The sequence below is a fragment of the Bradyrhizobium sp. Bra64 genome, assembly GCF_024519875.1.
Taxonomy (GTDB): Bacteria; Pseudomonadota; Alphaproteobacteria; order Rhizobiales; family Xanthobacteraceae; genus Bradyrhizobium; species Bradyrhizobium japonicum_G.
Genome location: NZ_JALJRD010000016.1, coordinates 68857 through 90299 on the forward strand (window position 1 = coordinate 68857; position 21443 = coordinate 90299).

The following is a 21443-nucleotide window of genomic DNA, read 5'->3' on the forward strand; positions in this document are numbered from 1 at the left end:
TACCGGCGTCTGGGTGGGGGACATCGGCATATGCGACTACCCTTTTCTGACTATTGCATTTAGTGGGTTTGAGGCCGCGTTTTATGAGTTGGATTGTTTCCATAGCCTCGATTCTGGAAATCCTGTTGTTGCTTTATGTCGCAACACTCGATGTGGCGACACGATTGATCAGAAATGAGATTTGCCTGGCGCTGGCGCTGCTCGGGATCGTCGTTCAATTGGCCAGCCCGATGCAGATTGCCCAGTCGCTGCTGTCGGCAGCGATCCTGTTTTTGCTGCTGCTGGTCGCCTACACGCGGCGATGGATGGGCGGCGGCGACGTCAAGTTGCTGGTTGCCCTGGCGGTCGGTCTTCCGCTGACGGGCCTCGTCCAGTTGATGACCGTCACCGCTCTGGCCGGCGGTGGTCTTGCCATGGTGCATCTGATGATGCGCAACCTGCCTTATCCCCGGTTGGCGCCCGCCGGATCGTCGCTGGTGCGCCGCGTCTACGCGGTCGAGCGTTGGCGTCACTTGCGACAGGCCCCGCTGCCTTACGGCGTCGCCATAGCGTGCGGTGGTATCTGGACCATTTTCAGTCGAGGATTTTGACATGTCGTCTGGTTTGCGCCTCTCGATCATTCTGGTGTTGTTGCTGGCAACGACGGCGCTCGGGCTCATCGCCTACAACATGAACCTGCCGAGGCAGCTCCCGGTCGAGATCGTTGAGAAGGGCCCGGCGGCGCCTGCGACCGTCGGGTACTTTGTTGCGGCGCGTCCGCTGCCAAGGGGTACGCTGGCCCGCGACGAAGATTTCACCATTCGCTCGGCCCCGCCGGAGCGTGTTCCGGCAGGTGCCATCCTCGAAACGCCCGATACCAAGATCGGGCTTCCCGGTTCGCTGGTTCGCAGGTTCGTCGAAGCCGGCAGCCCGGTCACGTTGCAGGACATCCTGCGCCCGCGGGATCGGGGTTTTCTCGCCAGCGTGCTGGCGCCGGACAGCCGCGCCATCAGCATCAAGGTTGACGAGGAATCCGGCGTCTCGGGCCTGATCAGGCCCGGCGATCATGTCGATGTCGTCCTGACCCAGGTGTTCGAGAAGGCGGATCCCGCCCGGCGCGCCCTGAGTGAAACCATCCTGCGCAACGTTCGCGTCATCGCCATCGACCAGGAGATCGTGCAGGGCGGGCGATCCGTCGGCACCGCGCTCGGCAAGATGGCGCAGACCGTCTCGCTGGAGCTGGCGCAGGAGCAGGTCAAGAAGGTCACGGTCGCAAAGCAGCTCGGAACGCTCTTCCTCGCCGTACGGGCAGCAGTTGACGAGTGGGACAAGGGCGACGCCGGCGTCATGTCGAGCTGCGATGTGTCGCCCGAACTGGCTCGCCAGAATGCGGTTGCCAGCCAGCGAACGGCGGTCGTCGTTCATTCGGGCGGCGAGGTCAAGCAATATACGGTCAGGAGGCAGGACGCGGACGACAGCGATGCCGCCGTGAGCTGCGATGGTCCCTCGTCGGAATCCGCGCGCCAGACGACGACGGCGATGGGTTACAAGCTGCCGGAGAAACATTGATGAACGTCGCCGTAGTCACTCCGCCCGAAGAAACGACATCCGTCGTCTCGCGCAATCGCATCGTCTGTTTCGTCAATGACGAGCACAGTGCTGCGGCGCTTGCCAAGGGTCTCGAAGGCAGCAATGTGCTGATCAGGCACGGCACGATCCGCAATGCGATACGGATGCTCGAAACCGACACCGACCTGTTCGCGCTGGTAACGGATATCAGCGGCATCGACGATCCCTTTGCCGAACTGGAGAGACTGGCCGGGGTCTGCCCGCCCGATGTCAGGGTGGCGCTGATCGGCGACAACAGGGAGATCACCTTCTATCGCCAGCTGATGGAGCTCGGCCTGACCGAGTACCTGCCGACACCGTTGACGCGGGACATGGTGCTCGACCAGTTGCGGCCGAAGCTGCTTGGCGACACCGCGCATGCCCACACCGAGCGAGGCGGTCACGTGGTCTCGATTTGTGGCGCGCAGGGCGGCGCCGGCGCGACGAGCGTTGCCATCAATCTCGCGCTGCAGGTGGCGGAGACCACCAAGGCCAAGGTTGCGCTGCTCGACCTTCATCTGCAGGGCGGCGAAACCGCGGTCATGCTCGGTGTGCGGCCCGGGCCGGGGCTGCGCATTGCCCTCGAAAACCCGATGCGCGCCGACACATTGTTCCTGGAGCGCGCGGCGATCGAGGTCAATGAACGGGTTTTCCTGATTTCCGCCGACGAGGAGCTGGATGCGCAGCTCGACATCACGGAAGAGGGGGTGCGGCACGTGCTGGGTCTGCTGCGCCAGCGCTTCAATTACGTCGTGGTCGATATGCCTGTCCCGTTTCCACCCTCGATGTATCCGGTGATCAATCTGTCGCGTCACGTGCTGGTGCTACTGGAAGCCGAGGTCACCGGACTTCGCAATGCTCATGCACTGCGCTCCGCCGTCACCAACATAGCCGGCAAGGATCGGGTCTTCACGCTGCTCAACCGTGCCAATCGTGCCGGCGGCCTTCCCAGGGCAACCATTGTCAAGGCCCTCGGCTCGGAACCGGACATGGTGATTCCCGATCTCGGGAAGGGCATGACCCAGGCGGTCAATCTCGGCATTCCGGCTCTCAGGCACGTCAAGGGATTGCGACGTCACCTCGCCCCGATCGTCCGGGAGATCACCGGCGTCGGCGCCGAGCGGAAGGGACGGTTGAGGAGGCTGCTCGGGCTATGAACAAGAAATTTGGCAGGCGCGAAGACGACATGCCGGCTCGCTCGCCAGGATTGACCCCGGATTCGCCTTCATTGATACCGAGCTCGCCTCTACCGACAGCAAGCGCGCCTTCATCGCCTCCGAGCCTGCCTACACCGGTGCCGGGCCCAGCGCCAAGGCGCGATGTACCCTCGGCCCCCCATCCCGTGATGCCGGCTTCGCTGCGCGAGCGTGTCATCGAGCAGATCGATCCATCGGCTGCCGCAACGGTTTCGCGCGATATTCTCCGGCGGCAGATCGAAGAGATCATCCACGGGATCGCCAACGAGGAACGGCTCGAACTGTCGGGTCGCGAGCAGGTTCTGCTGGCGGACGAGATCGCGGACGACATGACGGGCTATGGCCCGCTCCGTCCGCTTCTGCTGGACCAGTCGATCAACGACATCATGATCAACGGCCCGGCCAACGTCTATGTGGAGCGAAGCGGCAAGCTCGAGCGGGTCGCGGTGCGGTTCCGCGACAACGATCACATCGCATCGGTGGCGCAGAAGATCGCCGCACAGGTCGGCCGTCGCATTGACGAATCCAGTCCGATGGTGGATTGCCGCCTGCCGGACGGCAGCCGGGTCAACATCATTTTCCCGCCGCTCGCGATCCACAGCCCCTGTATCTCCATCCGAAAATTTCCAAGTCGTCGCCTGGATCTGGCCGGGATGATCGAGAACGGCTCGATGACCCCTGCCATCGGACAATTGCTGGAGATCGCCGCCCGGTCCCGGCTCAATGTCCTGGTCTCCGGCGGCACCGGTTCCGGCAAGACGACGCTGCTGAACGCCATGAGCCAGTTCATCGGTCACAGCGAACGCATCGTCACCATCGAGGATGCGGCGGAGCTGCAGCTGCAGCAGCCACACGTGATCAGCCTGGAGACCCGGCCCCCCAGCCTCGAAGGCACCGGGCAGGTGACGCAGCGTGACCTGTTGTGGAATGCCCTGCGCATGCGTCCCGACCGGATCGTGGTCGGCGAGGTGCGCGGCGCCGAAGCTTTCGACATGCTGCAGGCGATGAACACAGGCCATGACGGTTCGATCTCCACGGTGCATGCCAACAGCACCCGCGACGCCCTGACCCGCATCGAGAACATGGTGCAGATGGGGCAGGTCAATCTGCCGTCGCGGGCGATCCGGTCCCAGATCGTCGCCGCGCTGGATCTCATCGTTCAGGTCGAGCGCATGCGGGATGGACAGCGTCGCATTATCCAGGTCAGCGAGGTGATCGGCCTGGAAGGGGACGTGATCACCACCAACGACATCGCAGCCTTCGAGTACAAGGAGGAGGATGTTCACGGGCGGATAATTGGCAGCTACAAGTCTGCCCATGCGGTCCCGAAGTTCAAGAGTCGTCTCGTCTATTTCGGGCTCGAGAAAGCCTGGGCCGAGGCCATGAGGCAGATATGATACCGCAGTCCGTCATCGTCGCCGTTCTGGCCCTGCTATTGTGCGCAACGGCCGTGTCGTTGTGGCTGGACGCGCGAGAAAGGCGCATGGATCGTCAGATGACGACCGCTCTGCGCACCTCATCGGCGGTCACCCTGCCTTCGATACGGCGTGCCGAGTCCAGATCCCGCTCGCTGTTTCTCTACCGGCTGGTCAATTACAGGGCCGGGATACCTTATGCCTGGCACCCGGCCTATGTGCTGCTGGCCGCCGTCATCGCACCAGCAGCAATCTTTTATGCCAATCGCCTGTTTGGGTTTTCCAACCTCTATGTGTCTATCGCAGCCGCAATCGTGGCCATCCTCGTGGTACGAGGTTTGTTTGGATGGCAGCGACGTCGCTTCGCCGATCAGCTTTTTCGACAGCTCCCCGATACGGTCCAGCTTGTGACCAGCACCGTTCGATCCGGCCTTCCCGTGAACGAGGCATTTCGCACCATCGCGCGCGAGATGCCGCAGCCGACGGCCGGACAGTTTGCGATCGTTTGCAGCGAGATCAGCATGGGAAGGCCTCCGGAGGAAGCCGTGGAAGCTGTCTATCTGCGGACGCAAGTGCCTGAATATGCGATGTTTGCGGTGACGCTTGCCGTCCAGCTGAAATCGGGCGGCAGTCTGGCCGAGACCTTGCAGACACTTGCAGAGACTGTGAGTCAGCGCGTCGCGCTGGCGGCTCGCGCCAAGGCTCTTGCAGGAGAGGTGATCTTTTCCTCACGCGCACTGTCGGCTGCCCCTCTCATCGTAGGCGGGTTGCTGTACTGGATTAATCCGCAGTCGATCGATCTTTTGTTCACTGATCCGACGGGAAACATGCTCCTGGCTTACGCTGTGGTCTCAGTGCTGCTCGGGCACTTCGTGATCCGCTGGATGATCCGAAGGGAAACGGCACTATGACCGCGGGTCTCGGACTGGTCGCCCTCGCCATCGCAGCTGCGACCGCTACCTTCATATTGATCATCCGCGAAATGCACATTCGCGCATTGGATGCGCGAGTGTCGAATGCGGTGCTGGGCATCCCTGATCGGTCGACACGCTCCAGGGACATGATCGGCTGGTTTTCATCGATCGGCACGCGGTACAAGCGTTTCTACGCGGAGGAAAACCTTGAACAACTGCGAACGGTCGTGCAATCGGCAGGGTTCAATCATCACCGGACCTTGCCGATCTGGATCGGAGTCAAAGTTGTCAGCATGTTCCTGTTGCCGGTCGTTGCTTTCTTTGTTGCGCAACTTTCCGGGGGGGCGCCGACCGATGTGCTGATCCTCACCCTTAGTGGCCTGGTCATGGGAATCATGGGGCCGCGATTGGCTCTGTCGGTCCTGAGGCGGCGCTTCGATGCCGCCATTCGGCTGGGTACGCCGGATACGATCGATCTGCTTGTCGTGTGCAGCGAAGCGGGCATGGGCCTGGAGAGCGCCCTGCTGCGAGTGGCGGAAGAAATGAACGAGACCAATCCGGCCATGGCCCAGCTCCTGTACGGTCTTCTCGACGATCTCCGGATACTGCCGAACCGCGCCGAGGCATTCGAGAAGTTGGGGGCCACGTCGGAGGGACTTCGCCGCTTCGGCACCATGGTCAGCCAGAGCCTGCAATACGGCACGCCGCTGAGCCAGGCGCTGCGCACGATCGCCGCCGACCTGCGGCGCGAACGCATTACCAAGCTGGAAGAAAGGGCGCACAAGCTGGGCGCCAAGCTGACGGTCCCGATGGTGCTGTTCCTGCTTCCGGCCATGTTCGTCATTCTGGGTGGAAGCCCGTTTCTGCATCTTATTCGTGCGTTCAAGCAGATTTAGGGACGGATAACGACATGACCACGGTTCGCGACTGTCGCGCCAGGCTTAGACGCCGGAAAGATTGCTTCCTGGCGGATCAGCGCGGCGCCGTTGCGCTCGAGATGCCGGTCATCACGATTTTTCTCATCTTCAGCCTGCTGCTGCCGCTCGCCGACGTTGCCATCGCCGGCTTCCAGTTCATATCGGCGTGGGGGGCATTGCGCAGCTTCGGGCAATCCATTCAGTACTCACCGCCAACAGATTTCGCGAATAGTTCAAGCTGGACCGCAAGCGCGCTCGCCAAGGCCGATTCCAAGCATCCCATTTTAAATTTTAAGCTCGTTTGCGGTGATGGCGGCGCTCTCTGCTCGTCAACCAACACCACCGAGTTCCCCAAATATTATTCGTACCAGACGACCGTTACCCTGGCGCCGCTGCTGTTGAAGGCGGTGCTGTGCAGCCCTTCTTGCACCTTCACGCTGTCGTACTCAGAGCGGTTTCAATAGGATGTCTCATGCGTGACCTGCTTCGTTGCCGTCGTGGTTCGGTCGCATTCGCGACCGTTATCGCCTTGGTGCCGCTGATCGGAGCCGTCGCACTCGGAGCCGAGGCGGGATCGTGGTACGTCACCAAGCAACACGCGCAGAATGCCGCCGACGCGGCAGCCTATTCGGGTGGCTTGTGGTTGGCTTGCTCCCTTTCTCCGACTGCCTGTATTGTTCCCGATCCGCAATCGATGGACTATCGCGGCAAGCAGTTTGCGTCGCAGAACGCCTTCTGCAACACCGGCGACGGTACCGCATATCCCGGTAGACGGTGTATCACTCTTGCGAGCGGCACCACCCAGAGCGTCACGATCACTCCTCAGGGAACGGATGCGGTCAAGGCCACCGTCTTCCAGACACAGCCCGCATACCTGGCAAAACTGCTCGGATTGTCTTCTGTGACGATAGGCGCAACAGCCACCGCCCAGGTCAAGATCCTGGCGAACCCCTGCGTCCTGTCTCTCTCGGATCCACTTGCATTTCAGGGAAGCACAACCGTACAGGCACAAAAGTGCGGCCTGTCATCGAACAATAGGCAATCCAATTCCCTCAACTTTACCGGTAACGGTCTCGACGTCAGCAAAGCGGGAACAATCTCCGGGCAGGGAGATTGCCATGACAACGGCGGCGGACAATGCAGCAAGGCAATTACCTTCGCGCCACCCGTTCCTGATCCGCTGAGCGGATTGAATGCGGCGATGTCAACGCTGACCCTCGCCAGCTTCACCAGTAAGTGCCCCAGTGCCGGCAACCCCGCGCCGACGGCCTATGGGCCCACCACGAAGTGTGTCAACGACGCTTTTACTTTCAAGAACAACGGCGGTCCCACCGGCAATGGCAACTATCCGCTGAACGGCGTCTATTTCTTTAGTGGCAAGCTCACGATCCAGAGCAGTACCATAACGGGAACAGCCACTTTGATACTGCTGCCCGGAGCGTCCCTGACCATCACCGGTAATCCACAGATCCAGATTACGGCGCTGGCCACCGTATCTTCTACGCAAGTGCCGGCCGCATTGGCGTCGACGTCGGTTCTCAACCTGATGAGTAAATTGCTCATCTATGATCCGGAAATAACTACCAATAACAAATCGGTGACGATATCAGGGAATTCCTCGAGCTACTTCAATGGCATCACGTATGCGCCGAATGCCGACGTTGTATACCAGGGTAGCACCCAAAGTTACACCTGCGTCGAAGTCATCGCGAAAGGCATCACCCTGTCTGGCAACTCCAACTTTGACAATTCAGGATGCCCTGCAAGCGGGAAGATTCAAAGCCAGATCGTTCGTTTGGTGCAATGATGAGAAAGCTCGACCAGCGCGGAGTTGCGGCGTTTGAGTTTTGCCTGGTCGCCGTCGCGTTTATCACGTTGGTATTCACCATCTTCGATCTCGGACGTTATGCAATCACCATGCAGTCATTGCGGGCGCTCGCGAACGCCGGTGCTCGGGCCACCACGGTCGGCGACTCGGGCAGTACCTGCTACACGGATGCCGTGATTAAAAAAACAACTCCCACATGCAGCGGCGATCCCCTGCCATCGGATACGGCCAAGAAGAACGTTGCCCCGTTCCTGTATTCCGGCGGTCTCACGCCGACATTGAACGCCACTACGGGAGGCGGTGCTCTTACAGTCACGGCATCCGAACCGGGTTTCAAAATGCTGATGCCGATATGGGGCACGTCATTGAACGCGCCCAGCGCGTCCGCCACGGTTCCATTTTAGCTCGTGAGCGCCCCGGTAATAGAGTAGCTCTCGCCGCTTTTGGATTTTCCGAAAATCGATCGAGTCCGCTTGTCTGGAAGCAGGCGGGAAAAAGTGGTGCTCCCTGGCAACATCGGGGAGTTTTCTCTCCTTTTGCGGCAGCGCGGCAACTGTCTCTCCTTGCCAACGAGACCCCTGACTGATGATGATCCCGGTGTCGCATTTCGCGGCCCGCGGGAGTCGTGGTCTGCCTGCACGGAGCCAGGCTGGCTTGTGCACAGCTCCACGAGACCGGCGGGAAATACTGGTAACGATTTGTAGTGTTGCTGCGAGTAAACTGTACGTTGAGGCAGGCGAAGGAGAGTAGCAGGGCGCCGGGCACGTACGTTGTGGGGATCGCCGCAGAATGCGGCAAAGGGGTATTGCAATGGTTTGCGGTCGCGTGTCGGGCAGGGCCGGAGCGAGGCTTTCCGCCCTGGGGCTGACGGCTCTGTGTGGGATTGCGTTGTTCAATCCGGCTGATCGCGCCGGGGCCGCGGATCGGCGGGTCTCGTCCGGCGGCGTCTTCGTCAGCGAGATGAGCGACGTCCAGCGGGTCAAGGTGATCCTCAACAAGTCGCGGACCTTCAGGGTCGACACGGCCTTTGCCACCATTGTCGCGGGCTCGCCCGACATCATCGACGTCAAGTCGCTCAGCGATCACCTGATCTACATCCAGGGCAAGCAGACCGGCACCACCAACGTCATCCTGCTCGACGGTGCGATGAAGCAGATCGGGATCCTCGATGTCGAGGTCGCGATCGATACCGGCAACCTCCAGCAGAATATTCGGGCCAGCACCGGCGCCCAGGGCATCCGGGTCTCGTCGTCCGAGGGCCAGGTGGTGCTGAGCGGAACGGCGAGTGACGCCGTCACCGCCGAACGCGCCGTGGCGATTGCCACCGGCACGCTTCCCAAGGGGGGCACGGTCGTCAATGCAATGAGCGTCGCGGCGCCGCAGCAGGTCATGCTGGAGGTGCGCTTTCTTGAGGTCAGCCGAGAAGCGGGCCGTGAGCTCGGGGTGAAACTCTATGCCGCGAATGCCAACGGGACCAATGTCGGGAATACGGGACTTGGTACGGCGACGGCGGGCCGAACACCGATTGGTGGTATTAATACCGCCAACGGTCCCCTCGGCACTGGCGGGGGCGCTGTCGGTTCTGCTCCGACGGGAAGTCTTCCGCTTCTCGGAACGGTGGGCACACTCTTGGGGACCGGAGGCGGTGTAGCTCCCGTCCCGTTCGGAAGCTTATTGACGAGCATCGTTCGAACAGCCGGCGGCGGCTCAGTGGACTTGCTGATCAATGCATTGGAAACCAAAGGATTAGCGCGGCGGCTGGCGGAGCCGAACTTGACCACGCTTTCAGGGGATTCTGCCCGATTCCTGGCCGGCGGTGAGTTTCCGGTCCCGATTCCCACCCAGTCGACCAACGGTTTTCCCACTGTCACCATCGACTACAAGAAGTTCGGTGTCGAGTTGGCCTTCGTTCCCACCGTTCTCTCGCGCGGCGTGATCAACCTTCGGGTCGAGCCGTCGGTCAGCGAGCTTGATTTCGCCAATGCGGTCACGATTCAGGGAACGACCGTTCCTGCGCTGACGCGCCGCGACGCGCGCACCACGGTCGAATTGCGCGACGGCCAGAGCTTTGCCATCGCCGGCCTGCTCCAGACCCGCAACCGGGAGGACGTTTCGCAATTGCCCTGGATCGGCTCGGTGCCCGTGCTTGGAACCTTGTTCAGCAGCAAGTCGTACCAGCAGCAGGAAACCGACCTGGTCATCATCGTGACGCCCCGCCTGGTCGCGCCGGCGGCCCCCGGCCAGCAACTGGCGTCGCCGCTCGACGCCCGCCTGCCGGCCAACGACGTCGATTTCTTCCTCAACGGCCAGATGGAAGTCCGCAAGCGTTACGACGATTACGTCAATTCCGGCGGCGAGGTGAAGGGTCCCTACGGCCACATCATCGCGCCGCAGCTCACCGCACCGATTCCGCCGCCGCCGGCCGCCGCTGCAGGCCAGCCGGCCATCAAGACTCTCAACTAGAGGACGCGAAAGATGACCGTGAGGTATCTGGCCCTTCTCGCGCCCTTGCTGCTCGGGGGATGTTACGGCCTCGCCGGTCATGACGAGATGGACCGCTACGTCCAGCGTTCCGACACCATCACCATGAGCGCCGGCAATGCCAAGCAGGTGAATGCGGTCACCCACACCATCACGCCATGGCCGCGCTATGTCGGGGATACCAGGATCGCCACCGATGCGCGCCGTACCGGCGCCGCCGTCACGCGCTATGGCAGTATGAAACAGCCGGTGGATACGCTTCCCGACATCAGCGATGCGACGAAACAAATGGGATTACGGCCTGTACCGACCCAGACAATCGACGTGCAGGGCTTGGGCGCCGGTGCGTCGGGAGGCATTTCGGTGCCGGTTGGCGGGGCTGCGAGCAGATAAAAAGACCAATGTTTTCAAGGTCGGTCCTACTGTGCATGGGGTTGTTTTGCGGGAATTTTGCTGGGCGCCGGGGGCCGCGCCCGGATTTTGATGTTTCGATGAATCTGCCGGAAGCCGGCGGGGGACGAGGATTGATGCGCCGTGTCATTCTAATGCTGACCTGTTGCTTGTTGGGGACAGGCCTTGCGGCGTGCGACTACACCGTGAGGGAGGCCGCAATCGTCGCTCCCGGGGATCCGCCGGGCGTCGACCCCGTGCAGGAGCCGACCGACGTCAAATACTATCCGTCCGACGAGCCCGTGCGGCTGGGGCTGGAGCATTTCAACCGCGGCAATTACGGCCTCGCCCAGCGCTATTTCAAGGACGGCGTCGAGAAGGCGCCCAAGGACCTGACGGCCTGGACCGGGCTCGCCGCGAGCTATGACCGGCTGCGCCGCTTCGATCTTGCCGACCAGGCTTATGCCGAGGCCATCAGGCTCGGCGGCGAGACGGTCCAGATCCTCAACGACCAGGGCTATTCGCTGATGCTGCGCGGCAATCTCAGCGCCGCGCGCAAGAAGTTCATGAAGGCCTATTCGATGGACCCGGGCAACCCGGTCATCGCCAACAACCTCGAATTGCTGAACGGCAGCCGCAGGTTCATCGAAAGACCGCCGAACAACCAGCCCTGAGCGATCAGCCGCGATTTTAGCCACTATCCGGTCTACGGCGGCAGCAGCGGCCCAAGGGGAACCGTTAAGGCAAGCTCAACGTTTTTAACGTATGGCTTGTCACATGAACCGGCTTTTTAAATTGCAGATTCTCGGGCCGTTGGCACTTTTTGCCGCGACGCTGAGCGCCGAGTTGGCTGCGCGCGCGCTTGAATACGCGCCGAGTTCTGAAATTCTCTGGTACGTCAATCTCAAGCTGTTCGGCATCTTCCAGCGCAGCGATGCCTATTTGAGCTATTTCGTTCACGTTGACGGATTCCAGCTGTTCGGACTTGCGCTTCCCATCTTCTTGCTCGCCTGCCTTGGGCTTGCGACCAAGTCCCGGCCGCTCTTCACGATCGCAACGCATCTCAGCGCCGCCTACGCCGTGTTTCTGGTTGCATCCTGGCAGGTTGGTACGCCAACCCTCAGACAGGCATCGCTGGGAACGATCGCGGTCCCGTCGGGCGGCGTGTTCGTGATGGCGACCATTCTCGGCACTTGCATGCTGTCCTTCGCAATCACCCATCTGTTCTATTTCCGCGCCGTCCATCAGGAAATCGGAGCTCTGGTCCGGTGGTTGCGCGGAGGCTCCAGCATCGCTCACGGGCTCGATTAATTCGCCTGCAAGTCCTTTTGGCGTGACCGGCCGTTGTGGCTCACGATGCGGATCCGGCATCCGCGGCCCCGCGGAAGTCACCGCTTTCCGCGGCATCTGTCCGCGGTTGGCGCGGGAGGGCAGGCTAAAATGCGGCAGTATGGTTCACCGTAATTAAACGGAATCCACTTGCCACCTCAGTACCGCTAGGGTGTCGATGCCGGGGCTGGCATTTCATCACGGACCCAAATTTCAACCGGCAAGGGGCCGCTCTTCGAGCGGCCCCTTTCAGTTTGTCGGGAAAGAAAGCCCGCCTCCGGCAAAAAAGAGCAGTGGAGGCGGGCCAAGGTCGTTTTGCGGCGCCGTTCTTCCCGGGGCTGGCAGGGATGCCGTCGCTCGCGATGGAACCGTAGCACTATGGAACCCGGCCGGAAATCCGCAGGACTACCGAACAACAACGCCGCTCGCCTCAAAATGATCGCGAGCGGCGCTGCGCCAGCCCCAGGAGGGTCGATGCAAAATCCCGGATTAGATGAGTTTATGCCGCCTTTGTTACGGATTAATGCGTAAATTTACGTCTGACCCGCGCCGTAAAGGGTGAAATGTTGTGTACGCTCAGATCTGTGCCTGTTCTTGGCTTCATGGGCAGGCCGGGCGCGGATTTGCCGAAATCCGACACGCTCATTAGCCTTTTCTGAATTCTTCTCTCTCACTATCGAGGAGACGCGCAATTTTAACGCCGCGTTGCTTCCGCCGAGACGAGGGCTATTCAACTTCCCAAGCGCTTCTCGTGCGGCGGCAAGCAGCCGGCGAGCGGCGCCTTCTTTCAAACGCAGGTTTCGACCTGGTATGTCTGATTCATTGCCACCCGAAAAACGTGGAACGGCACGTATCGAGTTCTCGCGAGGCATCGACGTGCACATGGTGGCTATCGACGGGACGTGGAGCCGTCAATGTCAGATGACCGACGTGGCTGAAGCCGGAGCCAAGCTCAAGATCGAGGGCTCGATCGAAGGGCTTGCGCTGAAGGAGTTTTTCTTGCTCCTTTCGACGACCGGAGCCGCCTTCCGCCGCTGCGAGTTGGCTTGGATCAATGGTGACAACATTGGCGTTCACTTTCTGCGCGGCAAGAACTTGAGCAAAGGGTGAACTATCCGTGGAGGAGCGTCGTAGACAGCAGCGCGCGGTAGTCGACGAGGTCGAATACATCACTGGCGACGGGTCGAGCATGCGGTGCCGCGTCGTCAGCCTCTCCGATCACGGTGCCGCCGTCGAGCTGGCAGACAAGGTCTATGTCAGACCTCGTTTCAAGCTGATGATGGCGAAGGATCGCGTCATTCGCGATTGTCGGCTCGTCTGGTCCAGCGAAAATCGTGTCGGCGTTGAATTCCTGGATTAGCGATCGGCGCGATCACGCTGACATCGACGGGCGGCATGTCGCTTCGTGAACCCGAGCAGGCATAGCGCCCGTGCCGAAAAGCGATGGCCGTGACGGCGTTCGTAACGGAAGGTTTAACGGGTTTATCGGCAGGTTTAATCTTGGCCGACCAAGATTTAGGCTTGCATCAAGGAATAGGCTGGACAACTGTGATCAAGGCCTCGGCACGCTTTAGCCTCTGAAGGCGGATTATTTTAATAGTTCTTGTCTTCTGGATTTTGGCAATGAGAACGTTTTTGATCATTCTCGGCGTTTGGCTGCTGATTAATGTTCTCTTCGTCGTGGTGATGATCCCCCCGCGCAAGCCAACGAGGCCGAATGTTGTCGGCAAACCGAACGGTGCCATGCCTCTCGTCGCCGGGTTGACTTCCGGGCCGACCGACGCGCGGGACGAGAGCGTCTCGCTGCGACATGTCATTATCGCAATCGGGCTCGGCGTATTCTTTTCGCTAACGCCGCCTTTGCTCGAGGCTTTCGATGCGATCAGGGGTTTCGTCGGCAGGCGCGTGCCTAAATCGAAAACATCCCGGTATGAACCCGACGGGGACGCGTAAACGGGGGAGGGGCGACGTGCGGTTCTTTGCCTTCGTCGCTCCGCTCAGTAAACGCGATCGAGTACGCGGCCCGGGAGGCGGTCCGGTCGCGCGAGGTCGAGAACGCGAGATTCGTCGATCTGTCACCAATATTGGTTGATGCGGTACGGGCGGGGATGCTGGCCGCGGTAATAGACAATTCCCGGCCCCACGACCCGCCGGTGCCGAAAGCCTGAACCGGTGAGGTCGACAGCGATCGCTCGCACGTCGTGGCCAACAAAGACAGGATACTCGTAATTAAAGACGTAGCTGTGGTCCGCGACCGGACCATTTTGCCCGTTAAAGGAAGGGCCCTGGCCGTATCCAAACCCCCACGCGTTTTCGACGTCGGGGAGACCGCCCGTGCCGTTCCGAGGTCCGCCAGCGAGGGCCGATCCGGATGTCATGAGGGCGCCGATCCCAAGAAGCGCGGCAGCCGTCAGGATGTTTGAAGTGCCTCGCATCGTGTTCCTCCTCTCAAATCAGATGTCGGAAACAGGAGTAGACGAACATAAACCTACCCGTTCTTCAGTGCTGACGGTAGCGCAGAGCAGCGCGCCTGGTATGCCAAAACCATTTTTCGAGGCGCCGAAACACTGCGGAAACAGGCTGGAGGTAGGCTGCTATCCATGGACGATTTACAGGAGAGGCGGACATGATTGCAGTTAAGTTGATTGCCCTCGCTCTTGGCACAGGGTTGCTCGTTGACCTGATGTCGGGGGATTTTGGCGCCGATGCTCTGCTCGCCGCTCTCGACCTTTTTCAGTAAGGGGAGCAGACCTATTCCGGTGCGACCGAAGGCCGTTTTCTTACGCATGCGCTCTGACGGATCGGACGATCAATTCGATCCAAGAACAGCGTCGATCTGACGGCTGTCCCTTCTGACGACGAGGATGGCGCCGTTGCGGATCGCGAATCTCGCGCCGAGCAGTTTCGGCACCTTTTCTGTTACCGGTGAAGGGAAGGGTATGGTCGCTCCGGCGATCGGATCGCCGACCAGAGGGGCTGGGGAGGAGCCGGTGCCAGGTGCGGGTTTGATATAGTCGCGAATAAGCTGGATCTCTTCGCGTGACAGAGTGAGAGGCGCTGGCTGCGGCGGATTGTCAGCTGTCCGTTTGCTCCGTTCTTCGCGCGCTTTTTCCTCTGCCTGCTTCGCTTTTTCTGCCTGATCGAAGCGGGAAAGCCTCTCCTTCAACGGCGATAGTTCTCGCTGAAGGGAGGAGATTTCCGTCTGCATAGACCTGATCTGCGTCAAGGCGATCGCGGCGCCGGCGCAGATGACGATCACCAATAAGCTGATGAGCGCGACAACGATTCCATTGATGCTTGCGCCCTGGCCGACCCTGCGCGCGTTCGGTAGATCCTCCTCAAGGTGCCGCCGCCATAGCGCGGCCAGGCGGCGGAATTGCCGCGCAACTGCATCAAATCTCGGGGCTTTCGTGGCCCCACTGTCTCGCGCCCGATCTGCCTCACGGGAGATGAGGCGCTGGGCCGTTGTCGATGGTGGAGGCGCTGAGGCTGGCGGGGTCACCGGTTGAGGAGTCGCAGTGCTCGCATCCATGTCAACGGGGCCTGGCTTGGTCAAATGCCTCGATGTGTCGTCGGCCCCGGCCGTCCAAGGAGCGTCCGCGCTTTGGCATCCCGCGAGGCCTTCGGTTTCCTCGCGAAGTTCAAGATTGAAAATCCTCGAACGTACTTCAGCGCCGATCAGATCATCGATGCTCTCGAGCGAATTCGTCCGGGGTAGAGAGCGATCAGGGAGGGCCTCAGTGACCGAGCGGCCGGCCTCGGTGATCTGCAAGCTGTCGCCATCCACGACGGCGAGGCCGGCCTCTATCAGCTTGATACCGGCGGAAACCCGCTGTTCGATTCGATCTTCGATTTCGCCGTTTTCGTCATGCGCTTTGAGTTGCCGATCGAGTTCGGCAAACGCAATCCGTCCATTCGGACGATTGGCAAGCGCAGTAAGGATGGCGAGATCGGTTTGCACGGCCACCACGATGATTAGGCAGGCCGCCACGACAGACGAAATGAGCAAACAAGCGGACGGCGCTCAATTATTCGCCCATTATGGCCTTGATTGGAAACTCCCACTTTGGCACTGTTGCGCATTAGCGCATGAAGATCGAGGGCAATATGCCAAAAATACTGGCCGCGACCGCCATTTCACTTACGGTTATGTTCGTTTCAAGCGCCGCTTACAGCGGTTCCTATCCCATTGGAGACGAGCCCTACCGTCTGGATTTCCGTTCCGATCCGCAGATCGAAGCTGGATGCTTGAAGTGGAATTGGCAGCAATATCAATGGAATAATTACTGCCCGGTCTATATCCAGCCCAAGGCCTATATGTACCCTCGCTCGCAGGCAGTTGTGCTGCGCACCAAGGGGTAACTAATCAACTCGCCGTAACGCGCCTCGCCTTAGTGGGCGAGGGTGCAGGCGATTTGGCTGTGCTTGCCGAAATTTAACAGGGCATTTTCGCGGAAACCGTCGAGCCAGATGCCCCGTCCGGCGTACCGATAACCTACGCCCATTGGAACCATCCGCACGTGGGCACCACCATGCCGCCCGGTCTGCAGAGACGCCGTGACGACCTCGCCAGCAACCGAGACCGCGATCGGGCAAAGGGGATATTGTCTGCCATTCTCGCAGACAAATACCAGATCGCTGCAGTTTCCGACCGCCGCGGGTCCTGACGTCATCAAACCTAGATCGGCCGCGCCGGCTTCGCTTGCACCGCTTGCGAGGGCCAGAAAAATCGCTCCCCAAAGAAATCCGTTGAATCGGCTCTGCATCGCAGCCCCCAAAGCGAGAAATATTCGACTAAAAGAGCAAAATTGGCATCAAAGGTCAATCAGCGACGGCCTCTTTTGATGGCAGGCTGGAAACACGCGCGGAACGGCAAGAAGGGCAGACGGCCCGCGCGCGGAAGTCTGATGCGGAGGATGACGGCAGTCGAGAGCGCGGATGCTTTCGCGCGAAGTAAACCTCGGTCGGCGCGTCGAAGTTGCCTGTAGTGACGGCGCCGGGGCCGGTTACAGGCGACGAATTGATTGAAACGACCTCCGCGTCCCGTCGCTCTCGAGCTTGGTCAGGTCGATCAAGCTCGTCCGGTTCGGGCATTGCCCCGGCTTTATTTAAATACCGCCACACGTTTTACGACTGCCGGAAAGCGTGGATCTACTGTTACCGAAATGCCGCGGGCAGCAAAATTAATGCTGCGCAGACGCTCTTTAAGTCCGTTCATTGATCATCCGTAGCGGCACGTGATTGACCGTCCGTCGGGCGCCGTGACAAGACGTCGCGTGGGGAACGGGGGTGGTGACGCGCGATTCGAATCGCAGCCGGTCAGGTAAATCGGGTTTCCGTAAGTTAACGGGGCGCCCGGCACTGTTAATGTTTACTTTACGACAGTGCCTGAACCTGTGGGCGATGATTTGGACTGTGCGGCTACCCCTATCGGGAGCAAGCGAGCGGGTATACAGACAATGACCACAGGCTGGCGTTCAATCCTTGCGACTTCTTTCGTTCGTTGTGCCGCCCTGGCGCTTCTGATGACTTCGATCACGACCATGGCGAAGGCCGATGAATTCGAGGGGCCGACCTTTCGCAAGGGGCTTTGGCACTTCGTTCGTACGCTCGATATGGTCGCTCATCGCAAGGCAAAGCACCGCTTGCTCGAGCGGGAGCTGACGGCCTGCGTCGATCCCACCGTCGCAATGAAAGCGACGTTCTCGTCCCCCTCCGTCGGAAGCTGCGTCTCTGCGAGACCCGAAAAGAAGAACAATCAATACACGTTTGCCAATCGTTGCGACTTCATGGGTCCCGTCAGCACGGTCATTACCGTTCATAGTGACGAATCCTACACCGAGCAGAATGAGCTCAGTGAGGGGCAGGCGCCCAGGGTCGAGCTGGTCGTGGCGCATCGGATCGGCGATTGTGGTGCAGGCTCGGAGCAGGCCTCGAGGACGCTCTCCCATTGACGCTGCGCCGCCCGAAGGCGGCCGCGGAGTTTCTGTGCCGCAATCGCGGCAGGCACTTGCGCCAAGCCCGGAGACGGGGAAAGATCGACGCGTCGGGGCATGAGGCGCGTTATGAGTCCGTTGACCGGAATTATCTGCTTTGCGGGCCTGTGCACCTTGACCGGCGCAGCGGTGGCGCAAGACACTCAGCCGCCCGCCGCGCGCTCGAGCCTCGGGGAACTCGTCAAGATCGACTCATTCCAGACAACACGGCGGGCTGACAATTACGGCATTGCCAGTTTTGTGCTGTCCAACGGCACCGACAAGACAATCGACGCCGTCGAGCTGACTTGCTGGATGGATGACGATCGAGAGCACGCCACGAAAGTTCTGGTATGGGCCAACCAGCCTGTTCCCTCGCATGCGAGCTCCCAGTTCAGAAACGTCAATATCGGCGTGGTGGGACAGAACTCGCGCAACGAGTGCGAGGTGACGCGGGTGGACTAGATATCAGCGCGGTCAACGACGGCCGCGTGACGCCGGCGCGCCGCTAGATCTTCTGACCGCCCGGCCCGGCGACATTGATTGTAATTTTTTGCAGCTCGATCCGCCCGCCAGGATATTTGACCTCAATGGTCAGCGTATCGTCGCCTACGAAGTCCGGAGGGGACTTGTAGAAGGCCACGTAAGCCGGCACTTCCAGCGCCAGGCAGGCCTTGTAGTTGGTTGCCTTTACCTTGCCGGGCTTCACGACGACCTTTCCCGACACGGGGGAGGTTGCCAATCGAATGGTTGGCAGGGGGCCGGAGCTGCAATCGGGTCTGACGTTAATGTAAAGCCCGATCTGCGTGTCCTTGTTTGGCAATGCCTTGACCGTGCGTTCGACCGTCCGGGCATCCGGTACCGGCTGGTTCTGAGCAGCGGCGGCCTGCAATCCGAAAGATCCGGCCAGCAAGGCGGTTACGAGTAATTTCCTCATCTTTTGCTCCAGCTGCCGCCCTCCAGGCCTGGAGCGACATGCGCGAAAACGGCGGGCATCTGGCCCGTTTTGCGACATATCGCGGCCGCGCGGTTTCTTTACCACATACTGATCGAAAGTATTGATTAACCAAATAGTTTTCTTGACCCCCGAGGGGGTTAACAATAGCTTAAAGACACACTTCGAAGTAAATTTGCCTTCAATTTTTCACTTCACGACCTTTTGGCGGAGAGATTTCATGAATGCGCAGTTTCAGGTTGCCCAGGCTACCGGCGCCGGAAATTCAAACAACGCCTCGCCGCCGCGCATCTTCAAACTGACCAAGCCCTTCGCCGATCAGGCTGTGGTTTTGAACCTGGGCTATGATCAAAAAGTCCAGGTCGATTTTTCGGCAATTGCGAATGAGAAGATCACGCTCGTCCATATCGGCGAAAAGCTGATCATTCTTTTCGACAATCACTCTACCGTAACGGTCGAGCCGTTCTTCGACTCCCGGCACGATCAACTCGGCAATCTGACCATCGAGGTCGCGCCGGGTCGTGACTTGACCGTTGCCGAATTCGCCAGCGCCTTCCCGATCATCAATGACCCCTCCGCGGCTTCGGCCGTTCTCCCCGCAGCCGGAGACTCGTTGGGGCAGAACAACGCGCAGGCGAGCGGTGCGAACTTCAGCCCGTTTACGGTCGATCCTCTGCCGCTCGTGCCCACCAACGATTTGGCTCCCCAGGAGGAGCTGCCGGGGTTCCAGGTTAATTTCCCCACCGGCTTTATCCCGCAGACGCCAACTCCGCCGGCTCCGACGATTGCGCTAGGCACGCTGCCCGAACTGGTGGTGGACGAGAGCTTCCTGACCGCGGGAACCAACGTCATCGACGGCTCCACGCCTAACCTGGCGAATACGACGGTTTCGGGCCTTCTGCCCGTCACGCTCAATGTGCCGGGCGGCCAGCAGTCGCTGACCTTTGGCCTGTCGATCAGTGCGCCGGGTGTGGATACCGGACTGATCGATTCCCAGACCGGAAATCACGTGTTTCTGTTCCTGGAGAACGGAGTCGTGGTCGGCCGCGAAGGCAAGGATGCGGCTGCAGCGGTCAATGGGCCGCAGGATTTCACGGTGTCCGTCGATGCCACCGGCAAGCTGACGCTGACGGATCTGCGCTCGGTGCACGAAGGCACGGGCGAGGACGGCGACATTAGCGAGGGCACGCATGTGCCCGCCGGCCTTATCTCCTTGACGGCCACGGTGACGGACAACAACAATCAGAGCACGAGCGCGAGCGTTGATGTTGGCCCGCATCTGACATTGCAGGACGATGGTCCGTCGATTCAGGTCGTCCTGGAGGGTGAGGAGCGAGCGCTTCCGAACTTGGTCGTCGACGAGAGCAACCTGACGATTGCGACCAACGGCATCGACGGCTCGATTCACAATGGCAACAACACGGCGAGCGCGTCGTTCGGCGGCTTTTTCCAGTCGGTGACCGGCGCGGACGGTGTGCCGGATCCGCAGCACCCGATCAGCTTTGCGCTGTCGATCGATCCCTCCGGGACGAGCGGCCTGGTGGACGCGCAGACCAGCGAAGCTGTCGTGCTGGTGATGAACGGCACGACCGTGGAGGGCCACACCGCGGCGAGCGATCTGCTGGTGTTCACGCTGTCGGTCGACAGCAATGGCGTGGTGACGTTCACGGACGACCGCGCGGTGAAGGAAGCCGACGGCACGAATCCGGACGGCAACGAAGGCATCAACCTTGCCAGCGGCGCGGTGACGCTGACGGGAACGATCACCGACAATGACGGTGACACGGCAACCGCGAGCATCGACCTCGGCCCGCGGGTAACGTTCCTGGATGACGGTCCGTCCATCCAGGTCGTCCTGGAAGGCGAAGAACGATCGCTTCCGAACTTGATCGTCGACGAGAGCAACCTGACGGCTGCGACCAACGGCGTCGACGGCTCGATCCACAATGGCAACAACACGGCGAGCGCGTCGTTCAGCAGCATTTTCCTGGCGGAGACCGGCGCGGACGGTGTGCCAGATCCGCAGCATCCGATCAGCTACGCCCTGTCGATCGATACCTCCAAGTCGACCGGCCTGGTGGACGCGCAGACCGGTGAAGATGTCGTGCTGACGATGAGCGGCACGACGGTGGAAGGCCATACCGCGTCGAGCAACCTGCTGGTGTTCACGCTGGAGGTCGACAGCGACGGCAATGTGACATTCACGGATAACCGCTCGGTGCAGGAAGCCGACGGCACCAATCCGGACACAAACGAAGGCATCAGCCTCGCCGACGGCGTGGTGACGCTGACGGCAACGATCACCGACAATGACGGCGACTCGGCCAACGCAAGCATCGACCTCGGCAAGCAGGTAACCTTCCTGGACGATGGTCCGAGCATCTCGGTGAGCGAAGAGGCACCGACGCTGACGGTCGACGAGACGGTGCTGGCGACCAACGCGACGGCGAGCTTCG

Annotated in this window: 24 protein-coding genes; 20 read left to right on the forward strand and 4 right to left on the reverse strand. The window is 60.6% G+C overall.

Annotation, left to right across the window (positions count from 1 at the left end; all coding sequences use genetic code 11):
- Positions 1–83: 83 nt before the first annotated feature.
- The 16 genes from NR187_RS30495 to NR187_RS30570 all read left to right on the forward strand — a co-directional run bounded on the left by NR187_RS30495 (position 84) and on the right by NR187_RS30570 (position 14010).
- Positions 84–590 (forward strand): prepilin peptidase, encoded by a 507-nt coding sequence (locus NR187_RS30495; protein WP_256808815.1) that lies wholly within the window; start codon positions 84–86, stop codon positions 588–590.
- A 1-nt stretch (position 591) separates the two neighbouring features.
- Positions 592–1548, forward strand: coding sequence for a Flp pilus assembly protein CpaB (cpaB, locus tag NR187_RS30500; protein WP_256808816.1), 957 nt, complete (start codon positions 592–594; stop codon positions 1546–1548).
- Positions 1548–2744: a pilus assembly protein CpaE gene (locus NR187_RS30505; protein WP_256808818.1), complete on the forward strand. Its 1197-nt coding sequence runs from the start codon at positions 1548–1550 to the stop codon at positions 2742–2744. The genes cpaB and NR187_RS30505 overlap by 1 nt, the downstream gene beginning before the upstream one ends.
- Positions 2745–2929: 185 nt before the next feature.
- Complete coding sequence (locus NR187_RS30510; protein ID WP_256808867.1) at positions 2930–4180, forward strand: CpaF family protein; 1251 nt, start codon at positions 2930–2932, stop codon at positions 4178–4180.
- Between the two features lie 86 nt (positions 4181–4266).
- Positions 4267–5109, forward strand: a complete 843-nt coding sequence (locus NR187_RS30515; RefSeq protein WP_306235802.1) for a type II secretion system F family protein — start codon at positions 4267–4269, stop codon at positions 5107–5109.
- The gene (locus NR187_RS30520; RefSeq protein WP_256808821.1) at positions 5106–6008 is read left to right on the forward strand and encodes a type II secretion system F family protein; all 903 of its coding nucleotides are present in this window, start codon (positions 5106–5108) and stop codon (positions 6006–6008) included. Before NR187_RS30515 ends, NR187_RS30520 begins: the two co-directional genes overlap by 4 nt.
- A gap of 14 nt (positions 6009–6022) precedes the next feature.
- A complete protein-coding gene (locus NR187_RS30525) occupies positions 6023–6493 on the forward strand; it encodes a hypothetical protein (RefSeq protein WP_256808822.1) in 471 nt (156 codons plus the stop codon).
- Positions 6494–6501: 8 nt separating this feature from the next.
- The gene (locus NR187_RS30530) at positions 6502–7836 is read left to right on the forward strand and encodes a pilus assembly protein TadG-related protein (protein WP_256808824.1); all 1335 of its coding nucleotides are present in this window, start codon (positions 6502–6504) and stop codon (positions 7834–7836) included.
- On the forward strand, positions 7836–8261 hold the full coding sequence (locus NR187_RS30535) for a TadE/TadG family type IV pilus assembly protein (protein WP_256808826.1): 426 nt from the start codon (positions 7836–7838) through the stop codon (positions 8259–8261). The genes NR187_RS30530 and NR187_RS30535 overlap by 1 nt, the downstream gene beginning before the upstream one ends.
- A gap of 406 nt (positions 8262–8667) precedes the next feature.
- Positions 8668–10320, forward strand: a complete 1653-nt coding sequence (locus NR187_RS30540; RefSeq protein WP_256808828.1) for a type II and III secretion system protein family protein — start codon at positions 8668–8670, stop codon at positions 10318–10320.
- Positions 10321–10332: 12 nt separating this feature from the next.
- A complete protein-coding gene (locus NR187_RS30545; protein WP_256808829.1) occupies positions 10333–10731 on the forward strand; it encodes a hypothetical protein in 399 nt (132 codons plus the stop codon).
- Between the two features lie 134 nt (positions 10732–10865).
- On the forward strand, positions 10866–11402 hold the full coding sequence (locus NR187_RS30550) for a tetratricopeptide repeat protein (protein ID WP_211386924.1): 537 nt from the start codon (positions 10866–10868) through the stop codon (positions 11400–11402).
- Positions 11403–11505: 103 nt separating this feature from the next.
- Positions 11506–12039, forward strand: a complete 534-nt coding sequence (locus NR187_RS30555) for a hypothetical protein (protein WP_256808832.1) — start codon at positions 11506–11508, stop codon at positions 12037–12039.
- Between the two features lie 828 nt (positions 12040–12867).
- Positions 12868–13167, forward strand: a complete 300-nt coding sequence (locus NR187_RS30560; RefSeq protein WP_211386926.1) for a PilZ domain-containing protein — start codon at positions 12868–12870, stop codon at positions 13165–13167.
- 7 nt (positions 13168–13174) lie between these two features.
- Positions 13175–13417, forward strand: coding sequence for a PilZ domain-containing protein (locus NR187_RS30565; protein WP_256808834.1), 243 nt, complete (start codon positions 13175–13177; stop codon positions 13415–13417).
- Positions 13418–13680: 263 nt separating this feature from the next.
- The gene (locus NR187_RS30570; RefSeq protein ID WP_256808835.1) at positions 13681–14010 is read left to right on the forward strand and encodes a hypothetical protein; all 330 of its coding nucleotides are present in this window, start codon (positions 13681–13683) and stop codon (positions 14008–14010) included.
- 122 nt (positions 14011–14132) lie between these two features.
- On the opposite strand, the gene NR187_RS30575 is transcribed toward NR187_RS30570, so the two are convergent.
- Both NR187_RS30575 and NR187_RS30580 read right to left on the reverse strand, forming a co-directional pair.
- Positions 14133–14492, reverse strand: coding sequence for a hypothetical protein (locus NR187_RS30575; RefSeq protein WP_211386929.1), 360 nt, complete (start codon positions 14490–14492; stop codon positions 14133–14135).
- A gap of 374 nt (positions 14493–14866) precedes the next feature.
- A complete protein-coding gene (locus tag NR187_RS30580) occupies positions 14867–16018 on the reverse strand; it encodes a hypothetical protein (RefSeq protein WP_256808836.1) in 1152 nt (383 codons plus the stop codon).
- A gap of 128 nt (positions 16019–16146) precedes the next feature.
- Between NR187_RS30580 and NR187_RS30585 the strand changes: the two genes are divergently transcribed.
- Entirely contained in the window at positions 16147–16419 is a 273-nt protein-coding gene (locus NR187_RS30585) for a hypothetical protein (RefSeq protein WP_211386930.1), read from the forward strand.
- A 29-nt stretch (positions 16420–16448) separates the two neighbouring features.
- Here NR187_RS30585 and NR187_RS30590 read toward each other — a convergent pair whose 3' ends face one another.
- Positions 16449–16823 (reverse strand): hypothetical protein, encoded by a 375-nt coding sequence (locus tag NR187_RS30590; RefSeq protein ID WP_256808838.1) that lies wholly within the window; start codon positions 16821–16823, stop codon positions 16449–16451.
- A gap of 693 nt (positions 16824–17516) precedes the next feature.
- Between NR187_RS30590 and NR187_RS30595 the strand changes: the two genes are divergently transcribed.
- Together NR187_RS30595 and NR187_RS30600 are read left to right on the forward strand one after the other, a co-directional pair.
- Positions 17517–18011 carry a hypothetical protein gene (locus tag NR187_RS30595; RefSeq protein ID WP_249129618.1) on the forward strand — a complete coding sequence of 165 codons (495 nt, stop codon included), beginning with the start codon at positions 17517–17519 and terminating at the stop codon, positions 18009–18011.
- 111 nt (positions 18012–18122) lie between these two features.
- On the forward strand, positions 18123–18497 hold the full coding sequence (locus tag NR187_RS30600) for a hypothetical protein (RefSeq protein ID WP_211386931.1): 375 nt from the start codon (positions 18123–18125) through the stop codon (positions 18495–18497).
- A 43-nt stretch (positions 18498–18540) separates the two neighbouring features.
- On the opposite strand, the gene NR187_RS30605 is transcribed toward NR187_RS30600, so the two are convergent.
- Entirely contained in the window at positions 18541–18969 is a 429-nt protein-coding gene (locus NR187_RS30605) for a hypothetical protein (RefSeq protein WP_249129558.1), read from the reverse strand.
- 238 nt (positions 18970–19207) lie between these two features.
- Between NR187_RS30605 and NR187_RS30610 the strand changes: the two genes are divergently transcribed.
- A partial coding sequence (locus NR187_RS30610; protein WP_256808841.1) for a DUF5801 repeats-in-toxin domain-containing protein occupies positions 19208–21443 on the forward strand: 2236 nt, incomplete at its 3' end.